This is a genomic window from Agrobacterium sp. BT-220-3 (assembly GCF_025910175.1).
Lineage (GTDB): Bacteria > Pseudomonadota > Alphaproteobacteria > Rhizobiales > Rhizobiaceae > Agrobacterium > Agrobacterium oryzihabitans.
Window position 1 is genome coordinate 89,021 of record NZ_JAPAIX010000012.1, and the last position, 12,812, is coordinate 101,832.

Annotated in this window: 11 protein-coding genes; 10 read left to right on the top strand and 1 reads right to left on the bottom strand. The window is 61.0% G+C overall.

From position 1 onward, the window contains the following. Positions 1–27: 27 nt before the first annotated feature. Positions 28–1,218, top strand: a complete 1,191-nt coding sequence (gene cml / locus OK142_RS21885; RefSeq protein ID WP_498685151.1) for a CmlA/FloR family chloramphenicol efflux MFS transporter — start codon at positions 28–30, stop codon at positions 1,216–1,218. Between the two features lie 74 nt (positions 1,219–1,292). Here cml and OK142_RS21890 read toward each other — a convergent pair whose 3' ends face one another. Next, positions 1,293–2,465, bottom strand: a complete 1,173-nt coding sequence (locus OK142_RS21890) for a M20 aminoacylase family protein (RefSeq protein ID WP_498685152.1) — start codon at positions 2,463–2,465, stop codon at positions 1,293–1,295. Positions 2,466–2,676: 211 nt separating this feature from the next. On the opposite strand from OK142_RS21890, the gene OK142_RS21895 reads away from it, so the two are divergent. The 9 genes from OK142_RS21895 (at position 2,677) to OK142_RS21935 (ending at position 12,711) form a co-directional block, all read left to right on the top strand. Continuing rightward, positions 2,677–3,384: a phosphoribosyltransferase gene (locus OK142_RS21895; protein ID WP_498685153.1), complete on the top strand. Its 708-nt coding sequence runs from the start codon at positions 2,677–2,679 to the stop codon at positions 3,382–3,384. A 205-nt stretch (positions 3,385–3,589) separates the two neighbouring features. Next, positions 3,590–4,645, top strand: coding sequence for a dipeptidase (locus OK142_RS21900; RefSeq protein ID WP_082184916.1), 1,056 nt, complete (start codon positions 3,590–3,592; stop codon positions 4,643–4,645). Positions 4,646–4,695: 50 nt separating this feature from the next. Continuing rightward, positions 4,696–6,336 (top strand): ABC transporter substrate-binding protein, encoded by a 1,641-nt coding sequence (locus tag OK142_RS21905; RefSeq protein ID WP_498685154.1) that lies wholly within the window; start codon positions 4,696–4,698, stop codon positions 6,334–6,336. An 18-nt stretch (positions 6,337–6,354) separates the two neighbouring features. After that, positions 6,355–7,422, top strand: a complete 1,068-nt coding sequence (locus OK142_RS21910; protein ID WP_137039606.1) for an ABC transporter permease — start codon at positions 6,355–6,357, stop codon at positions 7,420–7,422. Further along, positions 7,419–8,351 carry an ABC transporter permease gene (locus OK142_RS21915; RefSeq protein WP_003499027.1) on the top strand — a complete coding sequence of 311 codons (933 nt, stop codon included), beginning with the start codon at positions 7,419–7,421 and terminating at the stop codon, positions 8,349–8,351. Before OK142_RS21910 ends, OK142_RS21915 begins: the two co-directional genes overlap by 4 nt. Beyond that, complete coding sequence (locus tag OK142_RS21920) at positions 8,348–9,184, top strand: ABC transporter ATP-binding protein (RefSeq protein WP_137039607.1); 837 nt, start codon at positions 8,348–8,350, stop codon at positions 9,182–9,184. Before OK142_RS21915 ends, OK142_RS21920 begins: the two co-directional genes overlap by 4 nt. Then, positions 9,181–9,930, top strand: a complete 750-nt coding sequence (locus OK142_RS21925; RefSeq protein WP_216331996.1) for an ABC transporter ATP-binding protein — start codon at positions 9,181–9,183, stop codon at positions 9,928–9,930. Before OK142_RS21920 ends, OK142_RS21925 begins: the two co-directional genes overlap by 4 nt. A 159-nt stretch (positions 9,931–10,089) precedes the next feature. Further along, on the top strand, positions 10,090–10,992 hold the full coding sequence (locus OK142_RS21930) for a LysR family transcriptional regulator (protein ID WP_498685156.1): 903 nt from the start codon (positions 10,090–10,092) through the stop codon (positions 10,990–10,992). Positions 10,993–11,175: 183 nt separating this feature from the next. Then, positions 11,176–12,711 carry an ABC transporter substrate-binding protein gene (locus tag OK142_RS21935; RefSeq protein WP_498685170.1) on the top strand — a complete coding sequence of 512 codons (1,536 nt, stop codon included), beginning with the start codon at positions 11,176–11,178 and terminating at the stop codon, positions 12,709–12,711. Positions 12,712–12,812: the final 101 nt, after the last annotated feature.

Genomic DNA, 12,812 nt, shown 5'->3' on the forward strand with positions numbered 1-12,812 from the left:
TGTCCTCATTTGAGCGGATCAATTCTCATGTCTATTCAAACTCCCGTTTGGGGGAGATCGCTGTTTGCAGCAATGCTGCTCATGGCTCCCTTTGATATTCTCGCCTCGCTGGCCATGGATATTTACCTGCCGGTCGTCCCCATCATGCCGGAAGCTCTCGGCACGACGCCGGTCGTCATCCAGCTGACGCTCACCGTTTACATGGTGATGCTCGGCCTTGGCCAAATCGTGTTCGGCCCCATCTCGGACCGTATTGGCCGCCGACCGGTTTTGCTCGGCGGCGCCGTGCTGTTTGTCGCGGCCTCGTTCAGCCTCGCGGCCGTGATGACTGCGAGTGCCTTCATTGTTTTCCGGCTCCTGCAGGCGGCGGGTGCGGCGGCGGCATTGGTTGCCACTTTCGCCACCGTTCGCGATGTCTATGCGGACCGCCCGGAAGCAACGACGATATACGGAACGTTCAGCTCCATTCTCGCATTTGTCCCGGCCTTCGGCCCGATTGTCGGGGCGGTCATCGCCGAAGGATACGGCTGGCGTGCCATCTTCGTCACTCTCGGGGCGGCCGCTCTCATCGCCACGGTTGCCGCGTTGATGAACTGGAGTGAAACCCGGCCGGTGACGGCAGGGATGTCGCGCCCATCGCCCTTGCGCATGTTGGGCAGTGGCCGCTTCTGGACCTATACGCTTGGGTTCAGCGCTGCCATGGGGACGTTTTTCGTATTCTTCTCCACCGCTCCGCGCGTCATGATCGGCAGGGCAGGTCTGTCCGAGGTGGAGTTCAGCCTGGCTTTTGCAACGGTGGCGATCGCTATGATCGTTACCACCCGTTTTGCGAAGTTCTTCGTCGCCAGATGGGGTGTGCAGGGCAGCCTCGTCAGGGGCATGGCCCTGTTGCTGGTGGGCGCGCTTCTGTTCACCGCAGGTGAAATCGGGGCGGTCCCGTCACTCCTGACATTCATCGTGCCGATGTGGGTCATGGCGGTCGGTATCGTTTTTACGGTCTCGGTCACCGCCAATGGCGCGCTGGAAGAGTTCGGGCATATGGCGGGCACGGCCGTCGCCTTCTACTTCTGCATTCAAAGTCTGTGTGTGGGAATAGTGGGCACCCTGGCGGTCGTCGTCCTGCCGGGTGATACGGCATGGCCGGTGGTCGCCTATTCATCGATCATGGCCTGCATCGTTCTGATCGCGCTGTATTGGCTGAACCGCCGGGACATCTGAGAGAGAAAGCCGGGCAGCACCATTGGTGTTGCCCGGCTTTTCAGTTTTGGGAATGCGCAATGCGGGTTGCCGCCTTATTCTGCCGCCAGTTCCTGCTCCACCAACGTTGCCCAGAAGGCGACGCCGGGAACGATTGCCGCGTCGTTGAAGTCATAGGAGGTGTTGTGGTGCAGCGCGCCATCCACCGCCGGGCCGTTGCCGAGCCAGACGTAGCAGCCGGGGGCTTCGCCGGCGAAGAAGGCGAAATCGTCGCCGGCGGTCGAGGGCGGGAAGGCGGTGCGGGCCTTGTTGCCGAAGACGGTCTTGGCGGCCCGGAGCGCCCGTTTCGTCGCATCGGCATCGTTGATGACGGGTGGAATGCGGCGAATAAATTCATAGTTTGCCTCGATGCCGAACATCGCGGCCGTACCCTTGGCGAGCCTGCCGATTTCCGTTTCAAGCTGGCTGCGCACATCCGGCGCATAGGCGCGCGCCGTGCCGCCGATTTCGACCAGATCGGGAATGACGTTGAGCGCCTTCGGGTCACCCGCCTGCACCGAGCAGGCGCTGACCACGGCAGGTTGCAGCGGATCGACGACGCGGCCGACGATGCTTTGCAGCGAAGAGAGGAAGGTGCCCGCCGCCGTTACCGGATCGCGGCCGAGATGCGGCTTGGCGCCGTGGGTGCCGATGCCCCTGAAGGTGACGCGCCAGCTATCGGACGAGGCGAGCTGCGGGCCTTCCACCACGGCCATCTCGTCAATGCCCAGCCCCGGCATATTGTGCAGTCCATAGACCGCATCGCAGGGGAACAACTCGAAAAGCCCGTCCTCCACCATTTTTTTCGCGCCGCCGCGGCCTTCCTCGGCCGGCTGGAAGATGAAATGCACGGTGCCGGAAAAATCGCGGGTTCTGGCGAGATAACGCGCGGCACCCAGCAGCATGGCGGTGTGGCCGTCATGGCCGCAGGCATGCATCTTGCCGGGGAACTTCGATTTATACGGCCGATCTGGAACTTCCGGCATGGCGAGTGCATCCATGTCGGCGCGGAGACCGATGCTGCGAGTGCCGTTGCCCACCTGCAAAGTGCCGACCACGCCGGTGCCGCCAAGACCGCGATGCACCTTCAGTCCCGCCCTTTCGAGAAGGTCGGCGACGATGGCGCTCGTTCTCTCCTCTTCAAAGCCCAGTTCCGGGTGGGCGTGGAGGTCGTGACGAAGCTCCGTCAGGAATGGCAGGTCCTCGCCGATGCGGTCCAGCAGTCTCATGGGCAGCTTGTCCTTGAATATGGGAAAAACCCACGCCATAGGTGAGCTTGTCCGAATGCCTGTTGCTTTGTTTTGTTCTAGCTGAAAAAGCCAATGAAAAGAACCCGCCGCATGCTTGCGGTTGTTGAAATGCCTGATGTGAAGAACCGGGCTCGCGTGGCCGAACAATGCGAGTGCCTTTCGCCACCCCGCTCCTGAAAGGAAAAGAACGATGCCGCAATCCGCATCGCCTGCCGCCCTATCCCCTGCTGCTCCGCATGAGTTCTGGCAGGATATCCGCGCGCGCCGCACATTTGAAACGGCAGGTCCGCATTCCGCTTTCTTTCCGGCGGAACTGGATGACGGGCGACAGATCTGCCTGCCGATCCGACCTCTGGCGGATGGTGAGCATGCGCTGGCCTCGCTCATCGTCAATCAGGCCTCTTTTGAGGTGCTGGAGGCGCTGGCCGCCGATCTTGCCCAGAAGCTTCTCCCCCTCAAGCCCGATGTGGTCATCGGCCTGCCGACGCTCGGGCTGACGCTCGCCGCCGCCGTCGCCCGCCATCTCGGCCATTCCCGGTACGTGCCGCTCGGCACTTCGCGCAAATTCTGGTATCTGGAGGAACTGTCGGTACCGATGTCCTCCATCACCACCAAGCAGGAAAAGCGGCTTTATATCGATCCGCGCATGTTGCCGCTTATCGAGGGCAGGCGGGTGGCGCTGGTGGATGATGTGATATCGAGCGGCAGTTCCATCATTTCAGGTCTTTCGCTTCTCGCCTCGTCCGGCATCCGGCCGGTGGTGATCGGCGCAGCCATGTTGCAATCGGATCGCTGGCGGCAAAAAATCGCTGCTTTCGGGCCGGAATGGCCGGAGCGTGTGAGGGGTGTTTTCGCCACGCCGCTGCTGACAAAGGCGGAAGGCGGCTGGCGAGCTTGACGTTGCGCAATTCCCGGCAAAAGGCAAGTGGTGATAATTTCATCGTTGCCTAATTTGCGTCTTGCGGAGCCGCGAGAGATCGTCCTAAGATCGTCTTTGACAGATTATAGCGGCCGGCAAAAAATGCGCCGGTTTGCTTTCGCGCGGTGTCATTCCGGCGTCTGCCCGCCCCCTTTGTTTTTGCCGCTTACTGGAATTTCTTCAAATGCATGCAGTGTTCGACGGTCATAATGATGTGCTGCTTCGGTTGTGGCGCAACAGCAAGGCCGGCGCCGATCCGGTTGCGGAATTCAGGAATGGCACACGCGAAGGCCACATCGATGGTCCGCGTGCACGGGCAGGCGGTCTTGGCGGCGGCATCTGCGCCATCTACATCCCCTCCGGCGATCTCATCCTGCAGGAGCCGGACGCGCAGGGTCACTATAATACACCGCTCGCGGCGCCGCTCGAACGCCAGCCTTCGCTTGATATCGCCATGGAAAAAGCTGCGATCGCGCTCAGACTCGATCGCGCCGGGGCCTGGCGGCTATGCCGCTCGACAGCCGATATCCGCAAGGCCTTTGCCGAGGATATCTTCGCGGCCGTGCTGCACATGGAAGGCTGCGAGGCGATCGGAGCCGATCTCGATGCGCTCGAGGTTTTTTACGCTGCCGGTCTGCGCTCGCTTGGTCCGGTCTGGAGCCGGCACAATATTTTCGGCCACGGGGTTCCCTTCTCCTATCCGATGTCGCCCGATACCGCGCCCGGCCTCACCGATGCCGGTTTTGCGCTGGTGAAGGAATGCAACCGGCTCGGTATTCTCATCGATCTTGCGCATATCACCGAAAAGGGCTTCTGGGATGTGGCGAAGACCACGAACCAGCCTTTGATCGCCAGCCATTCCAACGCGCATGCGCTCACCCCCGTCGCCCGCAATCTCACCGACCGGCAGATGGATGCCATCAAAGAGAGCGGCGGACTGGTCGGCCTCAACTATGCCGTGACCATGCTGCGGGCGGATGCGCGCGACATTGCCGACACCCCGCTTTCCGACATGGTGCGCCACATCGACTACATGGTGGAGCGCATGGGTATCGACTGCGTGGCGCTCGGTTCGGATTTCGATGGTGCGACGGTACCCGTCGGCGTTGCGGATGCGAGCGGCAATCACAATCTGGTTGCGGCGCTGAAATCGGCGGGCTACGGTGACGGAGAACTTGCTAAAATATGCCGGGAAAACTGGCTGCGCGTCTTATCCCAGGCCTGGCATGAGGCCGCCTGAGAGCACATAAAAGCGAACGAAATCAATCTTATAACAAAAGGGGAGATCCTATGATCAAATCGCTCAACAAGTCCATGCGTATCCTCAGCACCAGCGCCGCTTTGTCGCTGATGATGCTGTCTGCGCCGCACGCTTTTGCCGCGACGCCGGCCGACACCCTGGTCGAAGGTTTCGCCATCGACGACATCATCACGCTCGATCCGGGCGAGGCATTCGAGCTGTCCGCAGCTGAAGTCACCGGCAACACCTACAGCAAGCTGGTTTCCATCGATCTCAACGACACCTCCAAGGTGATCGGCGATCTCGCCGAAAGCTGGACGACCTCCGAGGATGGCCTGACCTATACGTTCAAGCTGAAATCCGGTCTGAAATTCGCCTCCGGCAATCCGGTCACGGCTGACGATGTGGCATTCTCGTTTGAACGCGCCGTCAAGCTCGACAAGTCGCCGGCATTCCTGCTGACGCAGTTCGGCCTCAAGGGCGACAATGTCAACGAAAAGGCCAAGGCTGCGGATGCGAACACCTTCGTACTGACGGTCGACAAGCCCTATGCGCCGAGCTTCGTGCTGAACGTGCTCACCGCAACTGTCGCTTCGGTGGTCGACAAGAAGCTGATCACCGAAAAGGCGAAGTCCGTTACCCCGAGCGCCGATTACAAATATGACACGGATTTCGGCAATGAATTCCTGAAGACCGGTTATGCCGGTTCCGGCCCTTACAAGATCCTCGGTTGGAAGGCGAATGAAGCGGTCATCCTCGAGGCCAACCCGAATTATTACGGCGAGAAGCCGAAGCTGAAGCGCGTCGTCTATCGTCACATGAAGGAAAGCTCGGGCCAGCGCCTGGCGCTTGAAAACGGCGATATCGATGTGGCCCGCAACCTCGAGCCCGGCGACATGGAAGCGGTTTCCGAGAAGGAAGGCCTTGCCGTCACCTCCGCGCCGAAGGGCACCGTCTATTATTTCAGCCTCAACCAGAAGAACGAGAACCTGAAGAAGCCCGAGGTCATCGAGGCGTTCAAATATCTCGTCGATTATGACGCGATCGGTGATACGATCATCAAGGGCATCGGCGAAGTCCACCAGACCTTCCTGCCGAAGGGCCAGCTCGGCGCGCTCAACGAGAACCCCTACAAGCTCGACGTCGCCAAGGCGAAGGAACTTCTGGCCAAGGCCGGCCTGAAGGACGGCTTCACCGTGTCCATGGATGTGCGCAATACGCAGCCGGTAACCGGTATTGCCGAAAGCGTGCAGCAGACGCTGGCGCAGGCCGGCATCAAGCTGGAAATCATTCCGGGCGACGGCAAGCAGACGCTGACCAAGTACCGCGCCCGCACCCATGATATCTACATTGGCCAGTGGGGCTCGGACTATTTCGATCCGAACTCGAATGCGGAAACCTTCACCATCAACTACGACAATTCCGATGAGGGCAAGAACAAGACGCTCGCATGGCGCAATGCCTGGGACGTTCCTGATCTGACCAAGGAAACCCAGTCGGCTCTGCTGGAGAAGGACAGCGCCAAGCGCGCCGCCATCTATGAGAACCTGCAAAAGGAAGTTCTGGCGAAGGGTCCCTTCGTCATCATCTTCCAGCAGACGGAAGTGGCGGGATATTCCGCCAAGCTCAAGGGCCTGAAGCTCGGACCGAGCTTCGACACCAACTACGTCTATACGATCTCCAAGGAATGATCCGGAAGGATCGGTCTCTTGAGCATCGTTGAAACGAACAGCCGGGCGAGGCAGGGCAAACGCCGTGCCAACGCCCGTGTGAAGGCCGTTCTCGGCTTCGCCGTCACCGTCATCACCACCTTTCTGGGGTTGATGGCGGTCACATTTTTCATTGGCCGTGTGGTGCCGATCGATCCCGCATTGGCGATCGTCGGCGACCGCGCGCCTGCCCATGTGGTCGAGCGGGTGCGTGAGCAGCTCGGCCTCAACCTGCCGCTCTGGCAGCAGTTCTTTCTTTATCTGAAGCAGGCGCTTTCGGGCGATTTCGGCATCTCCGTCCTCACCACCAATCCGGTGATGGAGGATATCAAGCGGGTGTTCCCGGCGACGATCGAACTTGCCACGATCGGCACCATCATCGGCGCCGTTTTCGGCATACCGCTCGGTGTGCTTGCCGCCGTCAAGCGCGGCAGTTTTGCCGACCAGGTCGTGCGCGTCATCGGCCTCATCGGTTATTCCGTGCCGATCTTCTGGCTCGGCCTTCTGGCGCTGCTGGTGTTTTACGCCCGGCTGCAATGGGTCGCCTATCCCGGCCGCATGGATATCGTCTATGAATTCACCTTCACGCCGGTCACGGGCTTTTTCCTGATCGACGCGATCTGGCAACGGCAATGGGACGTGTTGTGGGACCTGTTCCGCCACATCATCCTGCCAGCCTCTCTGCTCGGTTATTTTTCGCTGGCCTATATCAGCCGCATGACACGTTCCTTCATGCTGAACGAACTTAGCCAGGAATATATCGTCGCGGCCCGCGCCAAGGGGCTTTCGGAAACCCGCATCATCTGGTTCCACGCGCTGCGCAACGCCGCCGTGCCGCTGGTAACGGTGATTGCGCTGTCCTATGCCGGTCTGCTCGAAGGTTCGGTGCTGACCGAAACCATCTTCGCCTGGCCGGGGCTCGGCCTCTACATCACCAATTCCCTGCAGAATGCGGATATGAATGCAGTTCTTGGCGGCACGATCGTGATTGGCGCCATCTTTGTCGGCATCAATCTCTTTTCCGATCTGCTTTACCGGACGCTCGATCCAAGGACGCGCAGCCGATGACGATTTCGACCGATACACTGAAACCTTACAGCCGCGAATGGCTGCTCTCCGACCGGCCGGCCTCGCGCAGGCAGGCGCGCCTTGGCCGTGCCTATGTCATCTGGCGGCGCTTTTCGGAAAACCGGCTGGCGCTGCTGGGCCTCGGCATCATCGTTGCGCTGCTGTTCGTTGCGCTGTTTGCCAATGTGCTGGCACCGCACAATCCGGTGCAGGGTGATCTGCGCAATGCCCGGCTTCTGCCTCCGGGGACGGAAGGTTACCTGCTCGGCACGGATGATCAGGGGCGTGATATTCTCTCGCGTCTCATTCATGGCTCGCGGTTGACCCTCTTTGTCGTGCTGCTGGTGGCCATCATCGCGGCACCCATCGGGCTCATCGTCGGCACCGTCTCGGGTTATGCCGGCGGCTGGGTGGATGCCGTTCTGATGCGTATCACCGATATCTTCCTTGCCTTTCCGAAGCTGGTTCTGGCGCTGGCGCTGGTGGCCGCACTTGGGCCGGGCATTGAAAACGCCGTTCTCGCCATCGCCGTGACATCTTGGCCGCCCTATGCGCGCATCGCACGCGCTGAAACCATGACCTTCCGCAATTCCGATTTCATCGCGGCGGTGAAACTCATGGGGGCCTCGCCCTTCCGTATCGTCCTGAAACACGTCATGCCGCTTTGCATGTCGTCGCTCATCGTGCGTGTCACGCTCGACATGGCGGGCATCATCCTCACTGCCGCCGGTCTCGGCTTCCTCGGCCTTGGCGCGCAGCCGCCGCTGCCGGAATGGGGCGCGATGATCGCCTCCGGTCGGCGGTTCATTCTCGATCAATGGTGGGTTGCCGCCATGCCGGGTATCGCGATCCTGATCGTCAGCCTCGGTTTCAACCTTCTGGGCGATGGCCTGCGCGATGCGCTGGACCCCAAGGAGGCGAACCAATGAGCGCGCCGCTTCTGACTGTCGAGAACCTGCGCGTTTCCTTTCCCACCCGCACCGGGCTGGTGGAGGCAGTGCGTGGCGTCTCCTTCACGCTGGGACGCGAACGCCTCGGCATTGTTGGCGAATCCGGCTCCGGCAAATCGCAGACCGGCCGCGCCATCATGGGGCTGACCCCGAAAAGTGCGCGCATCGAGGCCGATGCCCTGCGCTTCGGCGATATCGATCTTCTCAAAGCTTCGGCGAAGGAAAGGCGGCTCATGCGCGGCAAGCGCATGGCCATGATCCTGCAGGACCCGAAATATTCGCTGAACCCGGTCATGCCGATCGGCCGCCAGATCATGGAAACCCTGCGCACCCATGAAAATATCGGCTCCAGCGAGGCGCGCCAGCGCACGCTCGCCATGCTGGAAGCGGTGCAGATCCGCGATCCCGAGCGCGTCTTTGATCTTTACCCGCACGAGGTTTCAGGCGGCATGGGCCAGCGTGTCATGATTGCCATGATGCTGGTCTGCGGCCCGGAACTGCTGATCGCCGACGAGCCGACTTCGGCGCTCGATGTGACCGTTCAGCTCGAAGTGCTCGACATTCTCGACAAGCTGGTGCGCGATCGCGGCATGGGGCTGATTTTCGTCAGCCACGATCTGCGGCTGGTCTCGTCCTTCTGCGACCGCGTTCTGGTCATGTATGCGGGCAAGGTCGTTGAGGAACTGTCCTCTGCCAATCTGAAGGAGGCGAAGCATCCCTATACGCAGGGCCTCCTGAACTGCCTGCCGGAAATCGGCGGCCACCGGCATCCGTTGCCGGTTCTGGAACGCAAGGCGGAGTGGCGCGCATGAGCACGGTTCTTTCCACCAGAGACATGGTGGTCGATTTCGACGGCTATATCGCGCTCGACAGCGTCAGCATCGATGTGGACGAGGGTGAATCCTTCGGCATCGTCGGTGAGTCCGGTTCCGGCAAATCGACACTGCTGCGCGCCATTGCCGGCCTCAACCATTTCGATGAAGGCTCGTTGATGGTGGCCGGTCGCTCCTATTCGGGCAAGCACCGCGACAAGAGCTTCTACCGCGATGTGCAGATGGTGTTTCAGGACCCTTACGGTTCCCTGCACCCCCGCCAGACGGTGGATGCGCTGCTGCTCGAACCGCTGGTCATCCACGGTCTGGATAATCGCGAGCAGCGCATTGCCCGGGCATTGGACGAGGTGGGCCTCGGCACCGGATTCCGTTTCCGCTATTCGCACCAGCTTTCCGGCGGCCAGCGCCAGCGCATCGCCATTGCGCGTGCGCTGATCGTCGAGCCGAAAATCCTGCTGCTGGATGAGCCGACCTCGGCCCTCGACGCCTCCATTCAGGCGGAAATTCTCAACCTGCTGGAACAGGCCCGCAAGGATCGCAATCTCACCTTCGTCATGGTCAGCCACGACCTCGGCGTTATCAGCCATATGTGCGATCGTCTGGCGGTGATGAAAAGCGGCAAGGTGGTGGAAATGCTGGAGGCGGAGGCGCTGGAAAGCCGCGAATTCAGCGCGGATTATACGAGGCAGCTGCTGGTGGCGAGCGAGGGCTTCAAGCGCGTTTGAGCTGCCGCTATAGTTGGGCCAAATGACATCTTCCGTCATTCCGGCCTTGAGCCGGAATCCAGCGACCGCGCGTCTGCGCGGTCAGAGACTTGATGGCGCTGGATGCCGGGTCAAGCCCGGCATGACGGACGGTGTCGGCCAAAACAAGGTATTCAGACTATGCAATTGCGCGCATTGATGTATTTCGACGAACTGGTCCGCACCAATTCCATGCGCGCCGCGGCGGAAAATCTGAATCTCGCACCGACGGCGGTGAGCCGGCAGATCGAGAACCTCGAATATTATTTCGGCTCGCCGCTGGTTGAGCGTTCCAGCCGGGGCGTGAAGTTGACGGCTGCGGGGGAACTGCTTGCCGCCCGCGCCGGCAAGACGTTGCGGGAACTCGACCATGTGCACCAGCTGATCGACGATCTGAAGGGGCTTCAGCGCGGCCGGGTCACGGTCTACGCTAATGGCGCGACGGTGGCCAACCTTCTGGCGCCGGTGCTGGCGCAATTCAGCCTCAAATATCCGAAACTGCGGTTTGAGGTGCATATCACCAGCGCCCGCCAGGCGATGGAGGCGCTGGGCGCGGCGGAGGCGGATCTGGTCGTCAGCCTGTTTGCCCCGAAGGTATCCGGTGTGAAAGTGCGCTCGCGCACCCGCATCAGCTATGACGCGATCTTTCCCGCCGGCCATGCGCTCGCCGCGCAGGCGGAAGTTTCGCTGAAGGAACTGGCCAGCCTGCCGCTCGCCCTGCCGGACAAGAGTTTTGCCGCACGTCAGGCCTTCGATACGCTGTTTGCGGATGCGGACGTCGAGCTTGATCCCGTCTTCATCACCAGCTCGCTGGAAATGCTGAAGGAGCTGGTGCTGGGCCACGCCGCCGCCACGTTGCTGCCGGCGCTTTCGGTGGCGCGTGAAATCCGCAGCGGCCAGATGGTTGCCGTTCCCCTTGCCGGCAAGAAGGGCATTCACACCCAGATCGATCTCTGCGTTGCGCCCGACAGGCAATTGTCCTTCGCGGCATCCAAGCTTGCCGATTTTATCGAGCGCTTCATGCGTGAGGCGACGGCGGGGTAAGCGGGATGGTTTGGTCTTTCCGCCCGGAAGGTTGATTTCCATCCGCATTTCCGTGTAGCCATTTCAGCTACACGGAGCACACAAAAATCGAGATTGTGTGTGCGCCTGCAACATGACACTCTTTTTGCAACGGGCGGTCTTTCCGAGGGCAAAAATGCCCCGGCCGCCAGACAGGGGACAATGATGCCACGCACTTATCTTTCGCAGGCGGCAACGCTTTCGCGCCGTACCGCGCTGGGCCTCACATTGGGCACGGCGCTCTGGCTGCCGCTTTCGGCAACGGTTGCCGAGGCCGCGCCGAAAACCGCGCTGACGCTTGGCATGGCCGTCGAGCCGGCCGGTCTCGATCCGACCATCGCCGCCCCCGTCGCCATCGGCCAGGTCACCTGGCAGAACGTCTTCGAAGGTCTGGTCACCATCGACGGAGACGGCAAGGTCAAGCCGCAGCTGGCGGAACGCTGGGAAATTTCACCCGATGGCAAGACATACACATTCAAGCTGCGCCAGGACGTCACCTTCCATGACGGCGAGGCCTTCGACTCCTCCGTTGCGAAATTTTCGCTGGATCGGGCGCGTGGCGAAAGCTCCGTCAATCCGCAGAAACGCTTCTTCGCCGCCATCGACAGCATCGAGACACCCGATGCCGCGACGCTGGTGCTGAAACTGAAGCAGCCGGCCGGCAGCCTGATCTACTGGCTGGGCTGGCCAGCCTCCGTCATGGTCGCGCCGAAGAGCGCGGAAAACAACCGCACCACGCCGGTCGGGACAGGCCCGTTCAAATTTGCGAGCTGGGCCAAGGGCGACAAGGTGGAATTGGAAAAGAACGCGGCCTATTGGGACAAGGCCGTGGCGGTAAAGCTTGACAAGGCGACGTTCCGTTTCGTCTCCGATCCGCAGGCGCAGGCCGCCGCGCTGAAATCCGGTGACATCGATGCCTTCCCGGAATTCGGCGCGCCGGAACTGATGACGTCCTTCGACGGCGATGCGCGCCTTGGAACCTTCGTCGGCAATACGGAACTCAAGGTCGTGGCCGGCATGAACAGTGCCCGCAAGCCTTTCGACGACAAGCGCGTGCGCCAGGCGCTGATGATGGCGGTGGATCGCGGCACGGTGATCGAAGGCGCGTGGTCGGGTTATGGTACGGCCATCGGCAGCCACTACACCCCGAACGATCGCGGTTATATTGACACGACAGGCGTTCATCCCTTCGATATTGACAAGTCGAAGGCGCTGCTTGCCGAGGCGGGATATCCTGATGGGTTCAGCTTCACCATCAAGGCGCCGCAGATGGCCTATGCCCAGCGCACCTCGCAGATCCTGCAGGCGATGTTTGCCGAAATCGGCGTCACGATGACCATCGAGACCACCGAATTTCCGGCGAAATGGGTGGCGGATGTCTTGAAGGGCGCTGACTACGACATGACCATCGTTGCCCATGCCGAGCCGATGGATATCGATATCTACGCGCGCGATCCCTACTACTTCAATTACAAGAACCCGGCCTTCAACGAGATCGTCGGTAACGTCGAAAAGACGGCGGATGTGGCCGAGCAGGAAAAGCTCTATGGCGAGGCCCAGAAAATCCTCGCCGACGACGTGCCGGCCCTTTACCTTTTCGTCATGCCAAAGCTTGGTGTGTGGGACAGGAAGGTGAAGGGGCTGTGGGAAAACGAGCCCATTCCTTCGAACGTGCTGACGGATGTGCACTGGGAAGAATAGGGTTTGTTGTGAGGGGTCGGGCGCAGTTTCCCCATCCACCTCATTCCTGTGCTTGTCACAGGAATCCAGCCAGCCCAAGTCCTTGGGCTAAAAGGAGTCTC

What these genes read in the sequence shown, in the direction of transcription:
- OK142_RS21920 (WP_137039607.1), top strand. Translation starts at nt 8,348, where the DNA reads ATGAGCGCGCCGCTTCTGACTGTCGAGAACCTGCGCGTTTCCTTTCCC.
- OK142_RS21915 (WP_003499027.1), top strand. Translation starts at nt 7,419, where the DNA reads ATGACGATTTCGACCGATACACTGAAACCTTACAGCCGCGAATGGCTG.
- OK142_RS21895 (WP_498685153.1), top strand. Translation starts at nt 2,677, where the DNA reads ATGCCGCAATCCGCATCGCCTGCCGCCCTATCCCCTGCTGCTCCGCAT.
- OK142_RS21935 (WP_498685170.1), top strand. Translation starts at nt 11,176, where the DNA reads ATGCCACGCACTTATCTTTCGCAGGCGGCAACGCTTTCGCGCCGTACC.
- OK142_RS21905 (WP_498685154.1), top strand. Translation starts at nt 4,696, where the DNA reads ATGATCAAATCGCTCAACAAGTCCATGCGTATCCTCAGCACCAGCGCC.
- OK142_RS21925 (WP_216331996.1), top strand. Translation starts at nt 9,181, where the DNA reads ATGAGCACGGTTCTTTCCACCAGAGACATGGTGGTCGATTTCGACGGC.
- OK142_RS21900 (WP_082184916.1), top strand. Translation starts at nt 3,590, where the DNA reads ATGCATGCAGTGTTCGACGGTCATAATGATGTGCTGCTTCGGTTGTGG.
- OK142_RS21890 (WP_498685152.1), bottom strand. Translation starts at nt 2,465, where the DNA reads ATGAGACTGCTGGACCGCATCGGCGAGGACCTGCCATTCCTGACGGAG.
- OK142_RS21930 (WP_498685156.1), top strand. Translation starts at nt 10,090, where the DNA reads ATGCAATTGCGCGCATTGATGTATTTCGACGAACTGGTCCGCACCAAT.
- cml (WP_498685151.1), top strand. Translation starts at nt 28, where the DNA reads ATGTCTATTCAAACTCCCGTTTGGGGGAGATCGCTGTTTGCAGCAATG.